We start from the raw sequence: 19,172 nt of genomic DNA, 5'->3' as shown, positions 1-19,172 counted from the left end.
TTCATATATGGTCTCCTCCAGTATTGCAAGGTGTCATTCAACGATAGCAGGGACAGGTTTGCTGTCATATATACGGTCTTTTAGTGAAGATTATTACTTCTGACCTTGATGTAATCCGCGCATATTGTCCTGATCAGGTTATCGGTATTTACTACCACTGAACTCTATAGGTTTTCAATATGCAGGTTTGACCTGTTATGTCATCGTTTTAGCCACTTACGCAATTCTTTGAAGAGTATTTATACGGGTGAGTAACTCTCACCTGAAGCGCTAATAGCCCAAGCCATTCTCGCCATCTTGTTGGCATAAGCTACACATGCTCGATTATGCCCTCGAGTTTGAACCAGTCGGTTTATCCATTGACTTAATTTATCATTCTTCGTTTTTGCTCTTGAGACAACAGCTTTTGCTCCTTGGATCAACAGGCACCTTAAGTAGCTATTTCCTCGCTTACTTATCCCAAGTAAAGTATCTTTTCCGCCACTACTGTGTTGACGCGGAACGATACCTAAAGACGCTGAAACATCGCGGCCTCTTTTATAGTTACTGCCATTTCCAACTTCATTGAAATAGGCGCTTGATACCATAGGACCAAATCCAGGTATTGTTTGGATCCGTTGGCAAATATCATTATTTTTTGCTGTTTCAACTATTAATGTACTGTAAGTTTCAATGCAGCTGTCTAAGTTACTCAATTGTGTTTCTAACTGCTTTAGTACCGCTTTAAATGCGCCTGATAATCCGGTATTTTCATCTTCTAAAATTAGGGGGATACTTTTGCGTATTGTGTTTACACCCTGATTTAAAATAATTCCGTATTCAGCAGTTAAGCCTCGGATTTGATTGCATAGTGCCGTTCTTTGTCTGACCGCTAATTCTCTCGCTTTGTGCTGTGCTTGGTTATCTTGTTGCTCAACTGATTTTATACAGACACTCTTAATATGATGTTGTTTTGAAGCAACGCTAATTGCTAAAGCATCGTTATAATCATTTTTATTGCCAACTAAGAAGGCTTTTACATGCTGAGGTGGAATAAGCTTAATCTGATGACCACATTTTCTGATTTCTCGAGCCCAAAAATGAGAAGTTGCACAGGCCTCTAAAGCAACTAAACACGTAGTGTGTTGTTGGAAAAAAGATAACACTTGCGCACGCTTTAACATTTTCTTTTTAACTAAGCGCCCTTGTTCATTGCAGCACACCACATGGAAAAATCTTTTTGCTATGTCTAAACCAATTGTTGTAATCTTCATTTTGGTCTTCTCCCTTTGATTATTGTAACCACTTTAATCATGGCACATAGATGCCGTATAGGGAGGAGACCATTACATCAGGTTAGTTAGACGAAATGAGCTACAGTGCCTCTGGATCTATCCAGCGGCGCAAACTTATCCATGTGTTTCCTACTACTTCGTGACTGTATTGCGTAACCACTAGTAAGGCATGAGCATTGGGAATAAACTGTTTGCTCCATGGAAGTGCAGCAAAATTATGATAATCAGTGGCTGCGGTTATGACTTCAATACCTTGAGCATTAAATAAGTCTTTTGCGCGTGGCATGTGCAGTACAGATGTTACTAGTGCAACTTTAAAGTCGACTAATTTTGATGCCAGTAACTTAGCTTCTTCACCTGTATCCATTGCTTTTGGGTTTTGGAATATACGACTCTTATTAACACCTAAACTAATTGCCGTTTGATACATAAGCCCGCTATTAGTGGTATTTTGATAACCCCCGCCTGACACTATAAGCTCTGCATTAGGGTAGTGCTTTGCTAGCTTTACACCTTCTACTAAGCGCGTTAGTGCACAATTACCTAATTGATTATTAGCACTGAGTGCAGGGTTTGGGTTTATATCGCAACCTAGTACAACTATTTTGTCTATTTTTGGATGCTTTAGGGTATTAAATGCAAGCGACGCAGGTTCATTATTTTGGATAATTAAATTGGCGATAAAGGGTGTGCTCAATGCAAGTAATACAATTAAGCTTAAAGTAGATAAGAAGAGAGCTGATTTGCGGCCTTTAAATGCGAGTAGGAGCATCAGGCACGCAAATAAACCCAATAGAGGCAGTGGCATAAGTAAGCCACCAATCATTTTTTTAATAACAAACATAAGAGTTAAACGCTGTAGAGTTAATTACAGCGATATTACTCATTATATTGATGATTATCGACCGTTATTTAGCTTACACGTATTTAAAAAGTGACGATAAACAGGGTTATCTTTCATGTCTTTTTTCATCGCTAAATACATAGGACGAGTAAGACCAAGAGCGCCCAAAGGAATTGATTTAATTAAGCCTTGGCTTTCATAAGGTGTAACTAGCCAATCAGGTAAAGCGGCAACGCCCATGCCGGCACTTACTAGTTGAAAAATAAGTAATCCTTGGTCAACCGTTTTTAACGTACCGTCAAAACGTGCATTTTGAATGAAATGCTTAAATATATCTTGGCGTTCACGCGGGATAGGGTATGAAATAATAGTTTCGTTTTTTAAATCAAGCGCTGTTACATACGCTTTTTTAGCAAGTTCATGATCCGGTGCCACAATAAGCTTCAATTTAAAATCAAATAAGTGCGCGTACTCTAATGTGTCGGGTTCACGTATGTCAGATGTTAAAACTAAATCGAGCTCATCGCTTAGTAAGTCAGGAATAGCGTCGTAACTAAAGCCGCGCTCGTAATCAATTTTTATATCAGGCCAAAAGTTATTAAATTCTTTAATAGTAGGCAATAACCAATGAAAACATGCATGGCATTCCACACTTAAACGCAGTTGAGAAATAGGCTGATTTAAGCTTTCTTTCAAACGGCATTTAGTCGCTTCCATTTTTGGTAATATTTCGTGAGCTAACTCAAGTAATAGCATTCCCTGAGGGGTAAAGCGGACTGGTTGAGTTTTACGCTCAAATAATTGGCAATCTAATTTATTCTCTAAATCTTTGATTTGATGAGATAAAGCAGACTGTGTCAAAAATAACTCTCGTGCTGTATTAACCAAAGATCCTGTTTCTTTTAGGGTTGCTATGGTTTTTAAATGTTTAATACCAATCATCTTTAAAAATTCTCATGGGAAAAGTGAGTTCAGCTCAGATTAACCACATACTACGCCTATATAAAAAACGTTTCAACGTCTAGATGGCTAAAAGTTTGCGATTTATTGTGGTTTATTGCAGTTTGTTGCTATGAATCGCGAAAATATTAAAATTAGTAACGATAAAAGTCATTCAAAAACTGGTTTGATGAGTTTTAGATGAGTTTGCTTCATGTTGTATTTTAAGTATATCGATTGCGGTGTGCTTCACCTCAGTGTGAATTTTGACTATATAAATAACTGTGTGGGGTGGGGAATGGTTACTTTAGGTTGTGGTTTAAAAACTAAAGTCATTTTGCTTTTTAGCTTTAGTTTAGGTTAATGGATGAGTATATACGTAATACCTAAGCCAGCGACCAACTCGCTGGCTCTTTTTATAAAGGCTTATTAATAAGTAATATGGCTTCTTTGGCTGTGACCGGTTTTGACTTTAAAAAACCTTGGCCATAGTCGCACGCGGTGGATTGTAAAATGGCTAATTGTTCAAGTGTTTCTATCCCTTCAGCAACAACTTCAAGTTTTAATGATTGCGCAAGTGATAAAATGGCTTCAACAAGTGGGTTGGTGGAATCTTGTAGGTGGTCAATAAAACTTTTATCTATTTTTAAAATATGAATAGGCAGTTGGTGCAAGTAGCCCAGTGCTGAATAACCCGTTCCAAAATCATCAAGGCACAATTTTACTTTTAAAGGTGAAAGACCTTCTATTATTTGAGTGGCGAGTTCTAGATTTTCTATTAAGCCTGATTCGGTAATTTCTAAACATAAAGAACCCAGAGGTAATTGGTATTTATTATAAATAGAATGTATTTGCGCTACAAAATCGAGGCTTGCAAAATGTCGTGACGATACATTAACCGTTACTTTCAAAAAGCGATGACCTTGCTGGTGCCAATTAGAAATCTGCTGAGCGGCTAAATCAAGTAAATGTAAATCAAGATTTATAATTTGCCCTGTAGTTTCAGCTATCGGTATAAAGTCATTAGGTGGTACAAATCCTTTTTTTGGATGATGCCAGCGCACAAGTGCTTCAAATCCGACAACTTCACTTGTGGTAATTGTAAAAATTGGCTGAAAATAGAGTTCAAATTCGTTGTGTTCTATACCGTGTTGCAAGTCGTTTTCGATATCGGCATGGGTTTTAAGTTTTTTACGCATCGTGTTATTAAAAAACTTAACTTGTCCACGCCCGGTGGATTTTGCTTCATACATAGCAGCATCAGCTTGTTGCAGTAATATATAAGCTTTATCGTTTATGTTGTCGGTATAGGCAATACCAATACTAGTAGAAGCTTGAAGTAAGTGGCTATCTACATTTAGAGGTTTTGATAATGCGCTTTTAATTCTGTTTAAAGCTTCATTAACTTGGTTTTTATGTGTGATATTTTCCATAAATATAGCAAATTCATCACCGCCTAAACGAGCAAATGTATCCGTGCTTCGTACTGTACTTTTAATTAAGTCGCATATTTTTATAAGAAAATGGTCTCCGACTTCATGCCCTAGCGAATCATTTATACTTTTAAAACGATCAAAATCTAGATACAGCAGGGCATGGCTAGTACTTTTTTTAGCGCGCGTTAAACGTAAAATAGCATGCTTTATTCTCTCAATGAGTAATGAGCGGTTAGCAAGGCCGGTAAGCTCGTCATGCAATGCTTTATGCTCGAGCTCTTGTCGGGCTAGTTGTCTATCAATTGCCATACTTATTTGACGACTTACGTAAGTTAGAAGAGCGCTGTCGTGTTCGTTGTATTGCAGTGTCTTATCGTAGCTTTGTACAACAATAACACCGCTTATACGATCACTTGTTTTAAATGGAACACCCAACCAAGACTCTGATTGTCTACCTACCATTTTAAAATCACCGTTATCAATATGACTTTGAAAGGCATCTTTATTGAGTAATAAGGTTTGCTCTGTTTGCAGTAGGTAATATGAAGCAGTGTCTTTTAGCTGTTCTTTAGATATTTTTTGATGTGTTTTAGTGTTTATGCCTTCTTCGACTATATAAACAAGGTCAAGTATATCTACTTTTTTGTCATATAAAGCGATAAAAAAGTTATCAGCAGGAAGTAAGTTATTGATAATTGAATGCAAGGCTTCAAAGAAGGTATCTAAGTCGTTAGCTTTGTAGGTTAGGTTAGCTATTTGTAATAAGCTATTTTCTAATTTTTGTGCATTGTTAAGTTGCTCAACTGTTTTTTGTAAGTTATTTACCGTATTTACCTGGTTAATTTTAGCACTGAGTAAGTGGGCAACTGTTGTAAGAATTTCAAGGTGTGCGTTTGTAAAGTAGCCTTTAATAGGGTGCTCACAATCAATAACACCTAAAACTTGTTCTTTATATATAAGAGGGACGCATAGTTCTGATTGGGCAGGGCGCTCATCTGCGATATAACGGCTATCTTTTGTTACATCATCGATAACTACGGCTTTACCAGTAGTTGCAACAGCTCCAGTAATTCCTTCACTAAAACGTATTACTTTACGTTCGGCTTGATATTTGTCTCGGGCGTGAGCAATACCCATCGATGCAACTTGATTTAATGTATAAGCATTGTTATCGGCAAGGTAAATAACGCAATCAACAAATCCTAAACGGTTAACAACGTGCGTTGTAACATACTCAAATAGCTCGTCTAGTGTGTCTAGTTGCAATAAGCTTGATGAAAATTGATTAATAATACTCAGTTGATCAGTTTTTATCTCAAGTGCTCTTGAGGCATTATTTTTGTAAGACATAGGCAATTTATATTATTCTTTTTATTTTTAAATACGTAGCTAAGTTAACCTAATCTTAGATTTTGTACAAAATAAAGCGATGAGTGGTTTTAATTGGCTGTAAATTATTATGACGAATGACTTTAATTAATTGTAAGTAATAACAATGGCTAATCCCAATTGAATTGGAGTATTAAGCTTTAATCACACAACTCGATAATGTCATCAACATATGCATTATTTTTAATAAAATCTTTACTCGAAAACATCATATGCCTATGATCGGATAAATTCAGCCTTGGAACAAAGTAATGACAAGCAATAATACAAACTCTGTAACAACCCTTACTATCACTCGCCCAGATGACTGGCATGTACATTTACGTGATGGCGACCAGCTAAAGGATACTGTACGAGACATTAGCAGATACATGGGTCGCGCTATTATTATGCCAAACCTTGTTCCGCCGGCAACATGTACTGATACCGCTCTATCTTATCGAGAACGTATTATGGCAGCAGGCCCACAAGGAGCCTTTGAGCCTTTAATGGTACTTTACCTTACTGATAAAACGACACCAGATGAAATAAAGAAAGCAAAAGCAACGGGTAAAATAGTAGCTGCAAAGCTGTATCCTGCGGGCGCTACAACCAATTCTGATTCGGGTGTTACATCAGTCAAAAATATTTACCCGGTTTTAAAAGCAATGCAAGAAGTAGGTATGTTGCTGTTAGTACACGGAGAAGTTACTGATTCATCAATTGATATTTTTGACCGTGAAAAAGTATTTTTAGAGACGATTTTAGGGGATGTGGTAAGTGACTTTCCTGAACTTAAAATTGTACTAGAGCATATTACAACTAAAGATGCAGTAGAGTTTGTAGTTAATGCACCTAGCAATGTAGCAGCAACAATTACAGCTCATCATTTGCTTTATAATCGTAATCATATGTTAGCGGGTGGAATTCGCCCACATTATTACTGTTTGCCAATCCTCAAACGTAACATTCACCAGCAAGCATTAATGGCCGCAGCTATAAGTGGAAATAAAAAGTTTTTCTTAGGAACTGATTCTGCACCACATTACAAAGATAAAAAAGAAGCTGCTTGTGGTTGTGCTGGTGCATATACGGCTCATGCCGCTATTGAGTTATACGCTGAAGCATTCGAAGACGCAGGAGCTTTGGACATGCTTGAAGGATTTGCAAGCCACTTTGGTCCTGACTTTTATGAGTTGCCGCGTAATGCCGATACAATAACATTACAAAGAAAACCATGGGACGTACCTGCAAGTTATACCCTAGGCGACTCTGAAGTTGTGCCTATAAAAGCAGAAGATACTATTGATTGGTCTGTTGAATAGTTAATATTTTATATTTAAATCAAAAGCCGCTTAATTTTTAAAGCGGCTTTTTTGTTTGTATTTTTGATATTATTGAAGCGTTATTTGACAGTATTGCTGTTGTAGAGGGCTTTTATACGCGTTTATAGCAATATATATTACAATAATACTTTATAGTTTTTGCTTGGAAATTAGTCAGTTAAAGGCGATTTGAAACAAATTTATATTTTTAATAAATAATTCCCAATTAATAGAGCGAAAAAAAATATAATGTGTTAATCTTACCTTGCTTTGAGTTTTTATGTATTGAATTTACGGATATTGTGCTGCGTTTAAGGTTACCGGTTAGGTTATTACTTGTTCCTGTACTGTACCTCCATATTTTTGAGCATTGACTCAGGGAGGATATTGCCATAATAATATGGCTGAATTTTAATTATTGACTTACAGGAAAATTTAGTATGTCGGTTACTGGTAAAGTAAAGTTTTTCAACGAAGCTAAAGGCTTTGGTTTCATTGAACAAGAAAATGGTCCTGACGTGTTTGTACATTTCAGCGCAATCACTGGTTCTGGTTTTCGCACTCTTAGCGAAGGTCAAGCAGTGACATTCAGCATCAAACAAGGTCAAAAAGGCCCTGAAGCTGAGAACGTAGAAGCAGCATAATTTATTATGTGAACTCTAGTTCATCTTGGTGAAGCAGGTCTCTGTTTCACCATAATTCCTCTCTATGTACATAATTAATAAAATCCTTCTTTTTAAATCCTTGAACACAAATTTCATATATTCTTAAATCTTCTATTTTAATACAAACCCAAAATTCAATTATCTGAAATACAATCGAACCACTTTCTATCGCATTTAAAACATCCCTTACAATTTATCCGACTGATCTGATACTTATATACATAAAAATGATGCCAAATAACAATCTGTGTAAATTTTAGTGTAAGTCTTGCTAGTGCAATCAGGTTGAAGTTTTGTACTTTAACTATAAATGGGCAAGGGAACCTCTATAGGCCTCTGATAGTTTATTACGGAAGCGTTAGGCATCATTTATAGTCCATTATTATTAAAGTTGAGCAGCTTTTTGTGATTAACTTTGTTACTAAATAAATTTAACTGTCAAATAGTATTAATGAGCACTCTAAAGCGGTAAATGTAACTCGTCTAATTATCGAAAGCTATTTGGCTATTTCAGGCCTTGCTAAAAGAAACTTATTATTACTATTTATGGGAAACACGTTTTATAAATGGCTTTAGGCATTGCGTGCATAAAGCAAGGTGGGCGGTATTGTAGATTATCCAGTGTTGTTTTTTTGTGCGACAAATGGTTTGTTTTTTCAGATGAAGTGTTATTGGGGAGATAAAATGTGCTGAAATCGTTTAAAAAATAACTTTTGTTATATCTATCTATATTTTTTTTTGTTTTTTTTCAGTGCGAATTCAGCTTTGGCTAAATGTTGCAATAATGTTGTTTTATGTCAGTACAATGCGAATAAATACACCCCTCAAAAGGCTTTAATCGAAATATTAAGCAAAAGCTTAGTTGCAATAATGTTAACAGTTGTGTGCTAGTACTTTTGTTTAAGCATTAACTTAGCTATTTATTTGCAGAGATTAGTAAACATCAAGTTGACAGCGCTAATTGCATTTAGCATTATTGGAAGGTTGATATCTATTAAAAGATATCAGGGTTGTTCTCTTCGGAGGATAATTAAATTATAAAAGTAACATTACTTAATTGGTTGGGAACTATGTCTGTTAAAATCAGAAAGAGTCTTGTAGCAACTGCGTTGGTTGGCGCATTTGCATTTGCAAGCAGCAATGTGATTGCAGATCCTTTGAATGACGTGCAAAAAGCAGGTCAACAAATTCAAAAGGCTGCGGTTAAGTCTCAAACTAAAATTGACAATGTATATGGTCAAACTCAGGAGCTAATCGCTGAGTACCGTAGCGTTGTTGATGAGACTGAACTTATGAAAGTGTATAACGATCACGTGTCGCGCTTGGTTGATAGCCAAAACGCGTCTATTGAATCGTTTGATCGTCAAATCGCTACGATTGATAACACGAAACAAAACGTTGTGCCTTTGATGTATCGCATGATCGATACGCTTGAGCAATTCATCAAAGCGGACGTTCCATTTAATCTAGAGACGCGTTTAGGACGTGTTGAAAGACTACGTGAAATCATGGTTTCTGCGTCTGTAACGACGTCTGAAAAATTCCGTCAAGTACTTGAAGCTTACACTATTGAAACAGCATACAGCTCACTTGTATCTGCTTCACAAGGTACACTAGAAGTTGATGGCAAAAGTATTAACGTTGATATCGGTCAGTTAGGTCGTATTACTTACGTTGCTCAGTCTTTTGACTTGAAACATGCTTGGGTGTGGGATAACAACACTAAACAGTGGAAAAAATTAGGTGAAGAATACCTAAAACCTGTTAAAGAAGTTATTCGTATGGCGCGTAAGCAAGCGACATTAGAACTTGTTAAACTACCTATCTTTGGCGCGGAGTAATCAATAATGAAGAAACTATTTAAAGGTTTTGCTGTTGCCGCAGTACTAACTGTTTCTGCAGGTACCGCGTTAAATGCACATGCAAATACTGGAGCTCTAGATAAAATACTTGAGCAAGTAAAGCAAGAGCGTATCTCTGAAGGTAAAATCGATAAGAAACGTGAACAAGAGTTCTTATCAGATCGTGCTGACAAGCAATCTTTACTTAATAAAGCTAAAAGCCAACTTGCTTCTGAGAAGTCTCGTGGTGAAAGCTTAACTAAGCAATATGCACAAAATGAAAACACGTTAGCTGAAAAAGAAGCAGCTCTTCAAAGTGCTCAAGGTACTTTGGGTGAGATGTTTGGTGTTGTACGTCGTGCAGCTCAAGACGCTATCGGTTCTATCGAAGCATCACTAGTTAGTGCTGAGAAACCTGGCCGTGCTGAAATCTTACGTTCATTAGCTGCTGCTAAAGAACTTCCTACAGTTCGCGAACTTGAAGAACTTTGGATTTCACTTCAAACAGAAATGACTGAATCAGCTAAAGTTTCAACTTTTGAAACTGAAGTTGCTGGTCTTGACGGTAACCCGTCAATGAAGAAAGTAACGCGTATCGGTAACTTTAACTTAGTTACAGACGATGGTTACTTAATTTATTCACCAGAAACTAAGTCTATTCAGCCTCTAGGTAAACAGCCTGATAGCTATATTTTAGACGGTATCACTGATCTTGAAAATACATCACCAGATAACTACGCTGGTGTTTATATCGATCCGACTCGTGGTGCTATCTTACGTATCAACACTCAAAAAGCGACACTTATGGAATACTTCCATCAAGGTGGCGTAGTTGGTTATATCATTACAGCTTTACTAGCTTTAGGTATGCTAATTACTCTAATTCGCTTTGTTGACCTTACACTTACTACTAGTAAGATTAAGAGCCAGCTTAAAAATGTTGCTACACCGAATACAAATAACCCACTGGGTCGTATTCTTAAAGTGTACCATGACAACAAGAACCAAGATGTTGAAAACCTTGAGCTTAAACTTGATGAAGCGATTCTACGTGAAACGCCACGCATCGAAGCTGGTATCAACATAATTAAGATTCTTGCTGCAATCGCACCGTTACTAGGTCTACTAGGTACAGTAATCGGTATGATCTTAACGTTCCAAACAATCACATTGTTCGGTACGGGTGATCCGAAGATCATGGCAGGTAACATCTCTCTAGCACTTGTAACTACAGCGCTAGGTCTAATTGCTGCATTACCACTAATTCTACTTCATGCTCTTGTAGCTGGTCGTAGTAAGTCGGTATTACACATCCTTGATGAGCAAAGCGCGGGTATCGTTGCTACTCACGCGGAGAAGGAGAAAGCCTAATGCTAGTCCTGATGGAGATATGGGAATCTATCAGGGATTTTGTTGGCACAGGCGGCCAGGTTTTATACGTGGTCGCGATAGCACTCTTTCTGATGTGGGTTTTAATGATTGAGCGCTATTGGTTTCTACTTGCAGAGTTTCCTCGCACAGCGAAAGAAATTGTAGCAAAGTGGGATGCCCGCCAAGACACTACGTCTTGGTACGCACACAGAATCCGTGAAGCATGGATTTCTGAAGCGTCTGAAAAATTAGATCAGCGTATGTTGTTGATTAAGACATTAGTAGCTGTTTGTCCTTTAATAGGCTTACTTGGTACTGTTACTGGTATGATCTCGGTTTTTGAAACCATGGCCAACCAGGGTACGGGTAATGCACGCTTAATGGCATCAGGTATTTCAATGGCAACAATCCCAACAATGGCTGGAATGGTTGCGGCACTATCTGGAGTATTTTTTAGCTCACGTCTTGAGACAAAAGCTAAAATGGTGAAAGCCAAACTTATTGATAGTATGCCTCATCACTAGAGAGAGAATTAAATATGGCACGTAAACAACGTTTTCGTGAAGAAGAAGAAGCAGCGGTTGATATGACGCCAATGCTTGACATCGTATTTATCATGCTTATTTTCTTTATCGTAACTACATCGTTCGTTAAAGAGGCTGGTATCGAGGTCAATAAACCAAAAGCTGCCCAAGCTACTAAGCAAAAAAATGCTAACATTTTTATTGCTATTCGTAGTAACGGCGAAATCTGGGTTGATAAACAACAAATTGATGTTGAACGTATTTCAGCAAAAATCGAAAGTTTATTAGCAGAACAACCTACTGAAGTTGTGATTATACAAGCTGATAAAGAAGCTAAACACGGCACAGTGGTTAAAGTTATGGACCAGATTAAAGCGACGGGTGACAACCTTAGAATTTCAATAGCTGGAGATCAGTAATGATTCGTTTTCTGTTTTCACTGATTGCAGGTGGGGCAGTTACTTTCGGCTTGTTCTACTTCATGGCCTTCCTCATCTCTGGTGGGGCTGACCGTAATACGGAACAAAAAGAGCAGATCATAGTCGAAATAATGACGAATCCGCCTGAATCTAAGGTGCAGGAGAGGAAGCGTGTACCGCCTCCTCCTCCACCACCGCCAAAGCAGCCGCCTAAACCGCAGCCGCCACAGCCGGAAAATAATAACCCTAATCCTGGTGCTATGTCATTTAATATGGGTAGTATCGATATAGGTAGTTCAGCTGGTGGATTAAGTGGTCCTGGTGCATTTGGACGAGATGGTGATGCGACACCTATCGTTCGTATAGAACCAAAATATCCAACGCAAGCAGCACGTGATGGCAAAGAAGGTTGGGTACAACTTTCATTCACAATTGATGAGTTAGGTGGAGTAACTGACGTTGAAGTAATTGACGCAGATCCGAAACGTATCTTTGACCGTGAAGCTAAACGCGCATTGCGTAAATGGAAGTACCGTCCTAAGATCATTGACGGAAAACCACAGAAACAACCAGGTTTACAAGTTCAATTAGACTTTAAACTTAACCAAGGCAACTAAGGAGGCGAGTAATGAGAAATTTTTCTAAAGTAACTGCTCTTGCGATTCTTATGTCTGTGACTGGTGCTACTTTAAGTGCATCTGTTTTAGCAGCGCCAGATTACGCAAAAATTGAAGAGCGTAAAAAAGCAAAAACTAAAATCATGGGCGAGCGTACTGGTAAAAAGGTAATTAAAGCATTTGACTTGTACAATGAAGAAAAAGTTGATGAAGCAATTGTTTTGCTTAGAGAGATTGATGCTTCGAATGACTTTGATAAAGCGACTGTAAATCGTTACTTAGGTAGCATGTACGCGCAAAAAGAAAAGTATGACGAAGCAATTAAATATTCTAAACAAGCAGTTGCCCCTGATGTTTTAAACTTTGCTGATCAAGAACAAACTCTAAAACTGTTAGGCGATTTATACGCCGGTACTGAAAAGTATCAAGAAGCCAAAAAAGCTTATGTAGCTTGGATGGACTTCACTGGCCAAGAAGACCCTACGGTTTACACACGTATTGCCCAAGCTAATTTCCAGTTAGAGCAGTTTCGTGATGTTTTTGAACCAGCTGATAAGGCAATTAAACTTCAAAAAGAGCCAAATAAAGGCCCTTTCCAACTAAAACTAGCTGCATACTTTGAACTTAAAGATTATGCAAGTATGGTTAAAGTTGGCGAAGAGATTGTTCGTGTATGGCCTGATGATAAAAAAGCTTGGATTGGTTTAGGTAAATATTACCTACAAACTGAGGATTATTCTAAAGGTTTAGCAACGATGGAAGTTGCTTACAAGAACGGTTACTTTGAAAATGAAGTTGATTATAAAGTCTTATCTAACTTTTATTCTCTAAACGAGATCCCTTTTAGAGCAGCTGTAACGCTAGAAAAGGCGATTAAGAGTGAAAAAGTAAAACGTACAAAGCAGAATATTAACGCGATTGCTAGTAATTATCATCGCTCTAAAGATCTAGAAAAAGCTGCTAAGTACTACGAAGAAGCTGCTAAATTTGATGACGACGCTGAACTTTACCGTAAAGCTGGTTCATTACTTTTACAATCTGAGAAATTCAGTGCTGCTGTTGTTCGTTTGAACAAAGCATTAGAGCTTGGCTCTGACAAAAAAGGTACTATTTATTCAGATTTAGCTGAAGCGTATTACTATCAAGGTAAGTATAAGCAAGCATATGCTGCAATTACTAAAGCTATGGATGACCCTCGCACACGTAAGTTTGCAAAAGGTTGGTCTACATATATTAAAGATAAAGCCGCTCGCAACGGTGTTAAAATTTAATTTTAATTAGCTAAAGCAACTTATAAAAAGCCCCTCTGGGGCTTTTTTTATTGGAACTACTATGTATAAAAAGCTCTCTTTTTCATTACTACTGTGCTTATTTTTAGCTGCATGTTCAAAGCAGCCTCAACCTTATGAGTCATTTGAAGACGCACAAGTTGCTTTAAAAACTTTAAACATGGCACTTGTACAACCAGACGCTAAAAAAATCGATAGGATTACTAAAGAGCAATTGGTCTTTTCTGATGCGTATTTAGTTAAACGTCATACTATTTATCAGAACCTAATGGGTATGGAGCTTAATCTCAATCAAATTGCACAAGTAAACTACTTGGTTATTGCAGAGCGCTTTCCTGAGCGCTATTTTAATTGGCCGGCTCAAGTAGACGTATTAAAAAACATGCTTGCTTTTGAGGGGTCAAAAAGTACGCCGGATAATATTATTACTTGGCTTAAGTTAACCCAAGATACGCTAGACAGTGCTAAACAAAGCAATTTAAAGCTGAATAAAATTGAGCTCACACTACTACAAAGCTATGTATTGAGTGCGATAGGTAGTAATGACGTTCAACCAGCGCTTAAGAGTCATATAAGAGCTTTTAGCGATTATTTAGCTAGTTACAAGCCTAGAGGTAGTGTTGGTCTGAGAGGCCTGCCAAATGGGTCACAGTGGTATCAGAGCAAACTAAATTACTTTAGTGGCGAAGTACATTCACCGCTAGAGTGGGTTACTATTTTAAATGAAAATATAAAAGTATTAGATCGTGTTGCATTCGATAGTAAATTGTCTATTTCTCATAAAAAATCGTTTTTAGTGCAGTATCTATCGGATGAAAAATTAATTGAAGGGCTTGATTGGCAGGCTGATTATCAAGACTTACCTGTAATGGCGAGCAATATGAACATGTCTGATAAAGATAAAACATTGATGCTTGCAATGATGGAATCAGATATTGGCATTCATTACCATGCGTGGACTTTGCCACAGGCGAAGGTAAACCTTATAAAACGCTTAGAAATCACCCAAGAAGAGGCTCAATATTTAGTTGAAGATATAATACTCTACCCAGGGCAATCATTTAGCTTTATACAACAAATTATATAATGATTTGAAAGTGCGCTTATTGTGCGCACTTTGTACACCGTTGGGTTGCGGGGTCTAGTTCAAGTGATTTGGCTGGTATTTTTTCTTCACAGTCGCAGCAGTAGCCATATTGCCCAATTTCTATTTGGCTGACCGCCGCTTCTAATTTAGTCATGCGACTGATCAAAAACGCATACTCAGGACCTAGCTTCTCTGCTGCACAGTCTAACCATTCATTGTTTGCTGTATTATCTAAAATTTGTATTAAATGCTGATGTGTAGGGTAGGCTGATTTAGAAAGCATAGTTAATATATTTAATTTAATTTGTGCTATTTCATCGTTTAGTCTTTTTTGATGATGCATTATCAGTACAACCTTATTAAATTGGCTTCACGTTATACTGATATTATCTAGAGGCTTTAGGTTAGCCGTTATGATTTGAATCAAGTTGCGGTGCTTTGGCGTATTTATTTAATACGCTTGCCACATCTTCTTTACTTTTTAAACGCCTGATTTCATCAAATAAATCGACCGCTTGCGGGTATTGGCGTTTAAGGTAACCTAGCCATTGCTTTGTACGAGAAGCAAAATACTTTTCATCTTTTGCAGGGTCTTGATGAATAGCAGAGTGGATTAAGTGATAAATAATATGCTCCCATTGAAGGCCATCATATTGTTCATTATTTACATGAGCTTTAATTTTTTTTGCTAAATCAGGGTGCGAAAGGGCGCCACGACCAAGCATCAAATCAGTACATCCACTTCGTTTTTGGCAAAGCATTGCGTCCTCAACTTGCCAAATCTCACCATTGGCAACAACGGCAATATTTTTATCTTTTATTATTGGTGGAATTTTTTCCCAATAAGCTGGCGGGTTATAACCATCACGTTTGGTTCTGGCGTGTATAGCTACACTATTTGCGCCTGCGCTTACCACAGCATCAACAATTTCTTGGCTGTTACTGTCGTCATCAAAGCCTAAGCGAATTTTTGCACTTACTTCATGTTTATCATCTACAGCATCTCGGACTGCTTTAATAATCGTATACATGTGGTCAGGATCTTTAAGCAGTACAGCACCCCCTCGACTACGATTAACGGTTTTTGCTGGGCAACCAAAGTTAAGGTCGACCCCATGAGATCCTAAAGCAATTGCTCTTACTGCATTTTCGGCTAACGGATTTGCTTCTTGGCCGAGTAATTGAACACGCACAGGAGTACCTGCTCGCGTAAATCCATTATTATGTAGTTCAGGGCAAAATCGATGAAAAACTTTATCAGGTAAGCATGTTTCAACCACTCTTACAAACTCGGTAACGCACAAATCGAACCCACCAATGTCTGTGAGTAATTGGCGCATTTTAAAATCAACGACACCTTCCATAGGTGCTAAAACAAGTTTCATAAGGTGATTAATTTTGATAAAAAACTGGACGCATAGTTTACCTGTAAATCACACATTGATAAATCTGTAATTACCAACCATATTTAATGTAGAAACCGCAAAAGTAAATATTATGAAAATAAATGAAAGTTTTTATTCTTGTACAGGTCTACTTAAGCATACAAGCAATTTAAAATACATTTTTATTGCTGAGATTTACAATACTTGATTAAAGAGAGTCACAAAATGAATACAGTTAAAAAAAATACAATCGCGTTAACTTTAGGTGCAGTAGTTGTTGGCTCTGCAAGCTTTGTATCTGCAGATGTACAAGCCAACCCATTTGAGTTTCAACAATTAGTGACAGGTTACCAACTAGACGCTAAAGAAGGTAAGTGTGGTGAAGGTAAATGTGGCGGCGATGCTAAAGATGCAAAAGCTAAAACAGAAGGTAAGTGCGGCGAAGGTAAATGTGGCGGCGATGCAAAAGATGCAAAAGCTAAAACAGAAGGCAAGTGTGGTGAAGGTAAATGTGGTGGCGATGCAAAAGATGCAAAAGCTAAAACAGAAGGGAAGTGTGGTGAAGGTAAATGTGGCGGCGACGCAAAAGATGCAAAAGCTAAAACAGAAGGCAAGTGTGGTGAAGGTAAATGTGGCGGCGATGCAAAAGATGCAAAAGCTAAAACAGAAGGCAAATGTGGTGAAGGTAAATGCGGCGGCGATGCTAAAAAAACTAAAAAAGAAGGTAAGTGCGGCGAAGGTAAATGTGGCGGTCGTTAATATCTTATTCTAAATAAGTTATGCTAAAAGGGCCTTAAGGCCCTTTTTTGATAAGTTAGAGGTAGTTATGACACAAATCCAGAGTACAGATTTCGGGATGGTGGGCCTTGGCCTACGACGAGAAATGCTTGATGAACTGCTTGAACACGTACCTAATCAAGTCGATTTTTTGGAAGTTGCCCCAGAGAACTGGTTAAAACTAGGTGGACGTTTTAAAAAGCAATTTAGAACATTAACAGATGCAAATAATTTTGTGTGTCATGGATTATCACTGTCTATCGGTTCACCCGAACCACTGGATGTTGAATTTGTTAAATCTTTAAAAGTTTTTTTTGAAGAGCACAATATAAAAATTTTCAGTGAGCACTTAAGTTACTGCTCTGGTACAGGCCATATGTATGACTTAATGCCTATTCCGTTTACACAAGATGCTATAGCACATGTTGTGCCTCGCATTAAACAAGTACAAGACATACTTGAGCAGCAAATTGCGATAGAAAATGTTTCCTATTATGGCGCTCCTGGACAGCAATTATCAGAGCTCGAATTTACAAATACCATTTTAGAGCAGGCAGACTGCAAGCTTTTACTGGATGTGAATAACATTTATGTGAATTCGATTAATCATGGCTATAACGCACAATCGTTTTTAACTGGGCTGCCTTCTAATCGTATTGCCTATGGGCACGTTGCAGGCCATTATAATGAGGCTGATGACTTAATAGTTGATACACATGGTGCTGATGTCATTGATCCTGTGTGGGAGCTACTGGATAAAGCATATGAAGTGCATGGCGTATTTCCAACCTTGCTTGAGCGCGATTTTAATATCCCTACCATGAATATTTTAACCAAAGAGTTAGATATAATTCATGAGCTACAAGCTAAACACATTACTTCAACGGTTTCAAAACAACGAGCTTAATATAAGCCTTTATAAATATTAAAAGAGTGCCTGGTTATGAGCTTTATTGAAATACAAAACGAATTTATGGCGCATATTCGCGAGCCTAAAAAAAATAAAAAGCCCAGCGGTATCGAAGACAGGCGTATGGCCATTTATCGCGACCTATTTTTTAATAACATTGAAGGTTTTATATCATCAGGTTTTCCTGTATTAAAAACCTTATATACAGACAAGCAATGGCTGGTCCTTGTACGCCAATTTTTTAGCGAATATGATTGTCATTCGCCGTACTTTTTAGATATAGCAGGGGAGTTTATTAATTACTTATCAAGTGATTATAAAATGAAAAGATACGATCCCGTGTTTATGCTAGAACTTGCACATTATGAATGGGTAGAGCTAGATGTATCGATTGCACACGAAGATGAGCAAGAGCAAAAATTACAAACAACAGCGCTTACTAGTTCTGCTTTGTATTTATCGAAAACGGCAAGAAATTTAAGTTATCAATTTCCGGTTCAAAATATTAGCAATCGCTTTAAACCAAAAGAGCCATCACCTCAGCCTAATTATTTTGTTGTATACAGAGATGAAGATGATGACGTTCAATTTCTGGCTACGAATGCGATGACTGCTTTGTTACTATCAATTATTGAGGCAAGTGATGGAGCGACATTTGACGACGTTTGCCAACAGGTATTCGCTCATGCACCACAGTTTAATGCAGAGCAAATTGCTCAAGGCGCATTGGTTACCCTCAATGCAATGGTTGAACGCGGTGTAATTGTGACAAAAAATCAAGATTAAGGTCTTTATTGATGATTTTACATCGTCTATTATGGCAGCCTTATTTGTCGTGCTTAATAAAAGGTTGTACCAATGTCAGATGATAAAGACTTTAAAGATCCGTTCAACGCTACTTATTTTCTTGCTTTCTTAGCTGTATTTGCAGGGATTGGTTGTTTAAATGCAATATTAGGCTGGATCACTAGCTTAACTTAAAATGCATAGCGTTTATTAAGGCTGTTGCTTACTTCAGCCTTGAACCACTTTATTTTAATTACCCCCCCATAGTTAATACTTCTTTTATAGTAACGCCAAACTCGCAATTAAAGGTTAGTT

At 37.6% G+C, this 19,172-nt stretch carries 19 protein-coding genes; 13 read left to right on the top strand and 6 right to left on the bottom strand.

The genetic code is table 11. From position 1 onward, the window contains the following. Window positions 1-239 precede the first annotated feature (239 nt). The 4 genes from GQR45_RS11090 to GQR45_RS11075 form a co-directional block, all read right to left on the bottom strand. Entirely contained in the window at window positions 240-1,253 is a 1,014-nt protein-coding gene (locus GQR45_RS11090) for an IS110 family transposase (protein WP_165725710.1), read from the bottom strand. A 100-nt stretch (window positions 1,254-1,353) separates the two neighbouring features. After that, the gene (locus GQR45_RS11085) at window positions 1,354-2,118 is read right to left on the bottom strand and encodes a YdcF family protein (RefSeq protein WP_165725921.1); all 765 of its coding nucleotides are present in this window, start codon (window positions 2,116-2,118) and stop codon (window positions 1,354-1,356) included. 54 nt (window positions 2,119-2,172) lie between these two features. Then, on the bottom strand, window positions 2,173-3,060 hold the full coding sequence (locus GQR45_RS11080) for a LysR family transcriptional regulator (protein WP_002961689.1): 888 nt from the start codon (window positions 3,058-3,060) through the stop codon (window positions 2,173-2,175). 413 nt (window positions 3,061-3,473) lie between these two features. Further along, window positions 3,474-5,843 (bottom strand): GGDEF domain-containing protein, encoded by a 2,370-nt coding sequence (locus GQR45_RS11075; protein WP_165725920.1) that lies wholly within the window; start codon window positions 5,841-5,843, stop codon window positions 3,474-3,476. Between the two features lie 290 nt (window positions 5,844-6,133). On the opposite strand from GQR45_RS11075, the gene pyrC reads away from it, so the two are divergent. The 9 genes from pyrC to GQR45_RS11030 all read left to right on the top strand — a co-directional run bounded on the left by pyrC (window position 6,134) and on the right by GQR45_RS11030 (window position 14,999). Further along, a complete protein-coding gene (gene pyrC, locus GQR45_RS11070; protein WP_007583861.1) occupies window positions 6,134-7,186 on the top strand; it encodes a dihydroorotase in 1,053 nt (350 codons plus the stop codon). Between the two features lie 440 nt (window positions 7,187-7,626). Then, window positions 7,627-7,830 carry a cold-shock protein gene (locus tag GQR45_RS11065; protein WP_002961702.1) on the top strand — a complete coding sequence of 68 codons (204 nt, stop codon included), beginning with the start codon at window positions 7,627-7,629 and terminating at the stop codon, window positions 7,828-7,830. A gap of 1,091 nt (window positions 7,831-8,921) precedes the next feature. Next, window positions 8,922-9,692 carry a DUF3450 domain-containing protein gene (locus tag GQR45_RS11060; RefSeq protein ID WP_010553386.1) on the top strand — a complete coding sequence of 257 codons (771 nt, stop codon included), beginning with the start codon at window positions 8,922-8,924 and terminating at the stop codon, window positions 9,690-9,692. A 6-nt stretch (window positions 9,693-9,698) separates the two neighbouring features. Further along, window positions 9,699-11,063, top strand: a complete 1,365-nt coding sequence (locus GQR45_RS11055) for a MotA/TolQ/ExbB proton channel family protein (RefSeq protein ID WP_007583865.1) — start codon at window positions 9,699-9,701, stop codon at window positions 11,061-11,063. Next, the gene (locus GQR45_RS11050; RefSeq protein ID WP_002961709.1) at window positions 11,063-11,587 is read left to right on the top strand and encodes a MotA/TolQ/ExbB proton channel family protein; all 525 of its coding nucleotides are present in this window, start codon (window positions 11,063-11,065) and stop codon (window positions 11,585-11,587) included. Before GQR45_RS11055 ends, GQR45_RS11050 begins: the two co-directional genes overlap by 1 nt. Before the next feature lie 14 nt (window positions 11,588-11,601). Further along, on the top strand, window positions 11,602-12,006 hold the full coding sequence (locus tag GQR45_RS11045) for a biopolymer transporter ExbD (RefSeq protein ID WP_007583867.1): 405 nt from the start codon (window positions 11,602-11,604) through the stop codon (window positions 12,004-12,006). Beyond that, window positions 12,006-12,623, top strand: a complete 618-nt coding sequence (locus tag GQR45_RS11040; protein ID WP_024590813.1) for an energy transducer TonB — start codon at window positions 12,006-12,008, stop codon at window positions 12,621-12,623. Before GQR45_RS11045 ends, GQR45_RS11040 begins: the two co-directional genes overlap by 1 nt. An 11-nt stretch (window positions 12,624-12,634) precedes the next feature. Further along, window positions 12,635-13,894: a tetratricopeptide repeat protein gene (locus GQR45_RS11035; RefSeq protein ID WP_165725919.1), complete on the top strand. Its 1,260-nt coding sequence runs from the start codon at window positions 12,635-12,637 to the stop codon at window positions 13,892-13,894. 61 nt (window positions 13,895-13,955) lie between these two features. After that, window positions 13,956-14,999, top strand: a complete 1,044-nt coding sequence (locus tag GQR45_RS11030; protein ID WP_165725918.1) for a hypothetical protein — start codon at window positions 13,956-13,958, stop codon at window positions 14,997-14,999. Between the two features lie 16 nt (window positions 15,000-15,015). On the opposite strand, the gene GQR45_RS11025 is transcribed toward GQR45_RS11030, so the two are convergent. Together GQR45_RS11025 and GQR45_RS11020 are read right to left on the bottom strand one after the other, a co-directional pair. After that, window positions 15,016-15,342 carry a TraR/DksA C4-type zinc finger protein gene (locus GQR45_RS11025; RefSeq protein WP_024590816.1) on the bottom strand — a complete coding sequence of 109 codons (327 nt, stop codon included), beginning with the start codon at window positions 15,340-15,342 and terminating at the stop codon, window positions 15,016-15,018. Between the two features lie 61 nt (window positions 15,343-15,403). Then, window positions 15,404-16,384: a tRNA-dihydrouridine synthase gene (locus tag GQR45_RS11020; protein WP_165725917.1), complete on the bottom strand. Its 981-nt coding sequence runs from the start codon at window positions 16,382-16,384 to the stop codon at window positions 15,404-15,406. A gap of 225 nt (window positions 16,385-16,609) precedes the next feature. Between GQR45_RS11020 and GQR45_RS11015 the strand changes: the two genes are divergently transcribed. The 4 genes from GQR45_RS11015 (at window position 16,610) to GQR45_RS21505 (ending at window position 19,052) form a co-directional block, all read left to right on the top strand. Next, window positions 16,610-17,143 (top strand): hypothetical protein, encoded by a 534-nt coding sequence (locus GQR45_RS11015; protein WP_010553389.1) that lies wholly within the window; start codon window positions 16,610-16,612, stop codon window positions 17,141-17,143. A 67-nt stretch (window positions 17,144-17,210) separates the two neighbouring features. Then, entirely contained in the window at window positions 17,211-18,068 is an 858-nt protein-coding gene (locus tag GQR45_RS11010) for a DUF692 domain-containing protein (RefSeq protein ID WP_165725916.1), read from the top strand. A gap of 36 nt (window positions 18,069-18,104) precedes the next feature. Continuing rightward, a complete protein-coding gene (locus GQR45_RS11005; RefSeq protein ID WP_007584094.1) occupies window positions 18,105-18,857 on the top strand; it encodes a putative DNA-binding domain-containing protein in 753 nt (250 codons plus the stop codon). 72 nt (window positions 18,858-18,929) lie between these two features. Continuing rightward, window positions 18,930-19,052: a hypothetical protein gene (locus tag GQR45_RS21505; RefSeq protein ID WP_002962301.1), complete on the top strand. Its 123-nt coding sequence runs from the start codon at window positions 18,930-18,932 to the stop codon at window positions 19,050-19,052. Window positions 19,053-19,172: the final 120 nt, after the last annotated feature.

The sequence above is a fragment of the Pseudoalteromonas sp. SA25 genome, assembly GCF_011378705.1.
In the GTDB taxonomy this organism is placed as follows: domain Bacteria; phylum Pseudomonadota; class Gammaproteobacteria; order Enterobacterales; family Alteromonadaceae; genus Pseudoalteromonas; species Pseudoalteromonas arctica.
The sequence above is the reverse complement of the archived record's forward strand: the minus strand, read 5'-3'. Positions and strand labels throughout refer to the sequence as shown.

Coding starts and splice junctions, on each gene's coding strand:
- GQR45_RS11090 (WP_165725710.1), bottom strand. CDS start 1,253: ATGAAGATTACAACAATTGGTTTAGACATAGCAAAAAGATTTTTCCAT.
- GQR45_RS11085 (WP_165725921.1), bottom strand. CDS start 2,118: ATGTTTGTTATTAAAAAAATGATTGGTGGCTTACTTATGCCACTGCCT.
- GQR45_RS11080 (WP_002961689.1), bottom strand. CDS start 3,060: ATGATTGGTATTAAACATTTAAAAACCATAGCAACCCTAAAAGAAACA.
- GQR45_RS11075 (WP_165725920.1), bottom strand. CDS start 5,843: ATGTCTTACAAAAATAATGCCTCAAGAGCACTTGAGATAAAAACTGAT.
- pyrC (WP_007583861.1), top strand. CDS start 6,134: ATGACAAGCAATAATACAAACTCTGTAACAACCCTTACTATCACTCGC.
- GQR45_RS11065 (WP_002961702.1), top strand. CDS start 7,627: ATGTCGGTTACTGGTAAAGTAAAGTTTTTCAACGAAGCTAAAGGCTTT.
- GQR45_RS11060 (WP_010553386.1), top strand. CDS start 8,922: ATGTCTGTTAAAATCAGAAAGAGTCTTGTAGCAACTGCGTTGGTTGGC.
- GQR45_RS11055 (WP_007583865.1), top strand. CDS start 9,699: ATGAAGAAACTATTTAAAGGTTTTGCTGTTGCCGCAGTACTAACTGTT.
- GQR45_RS11050 (WP_002961709.1), top strand. CDS start 11,063: ATGCTAGTCCTGATGGAGATATGGGAATCTATCAGGGATTTTGTTGGC.
- GQR45_RS11045 (WP_007583867.1), top strand. CDS start 11,602: ATGGCACGTAAACAACGTTTTCGTGAAGAAGAAGAAGCAGCGGTTGAT.
- GQR45_RS11040 (WP_024590813.1), top strand. CDS start 12,006: ATGATTCGTTTTCTGTTTTCACTGATTGCAGGTGGGGCAGTTACTTTC.
- GQR45_RS11035 (WP_165725919.1), top strand. CDS start 12,635: ATGAGAAATTTTTCTAAAGTAACTGCTCTTGCGATTCTTATGTCTGTG.
- GQR45_RS11030 (WP_165725918.1), top strand. CDS start 13,956: ATGTATAAAAAGCTCTCTTTTTCATTACTACTGTGCTTATTTTTAGCT.
- GQR45_RS11025 (WP_024590816.1), bottom strand. CDS start 15,342: ATGCATCATCAAAAAAGACTAAACGATGAAATAGCACAAATTAAATTA.
- GQR45_RS11020 (WP_165725917.1), bottom strand. CDS start 16,384: ATGAAACTTGTTTTAGCACCTATGGAAGGTGTCGTTGATTTTAAAATG.
- GQR45_RS11015 (WP_010553389.1), top strand. CDS start 16,610: ATGAATACAGTTAAAAAAAATACAATCGCGTTAACTTTAGGTGCAGTA.
- GQR45_RS11010 (WP_165725916.1), top strand. CDS start 17,211: ATGACACAAATCCAGAGTACAGATTTCGGGATGGTGGGCCTTGGCCTA.
- GQR45_RS11005 (WP_007584094.1), top strand. CDS start 18,105: ATGAGCTTTATTGAAATACAAAACGAATTTATGGCGCATATTCGCGAG.
- GQR45_RS21505 (WP_002962301.1), top strand. CDS start 18,930: ATGTCAGATGATAAAGACTTTAAAGATCCGTTCAACGCTACTTATTTT.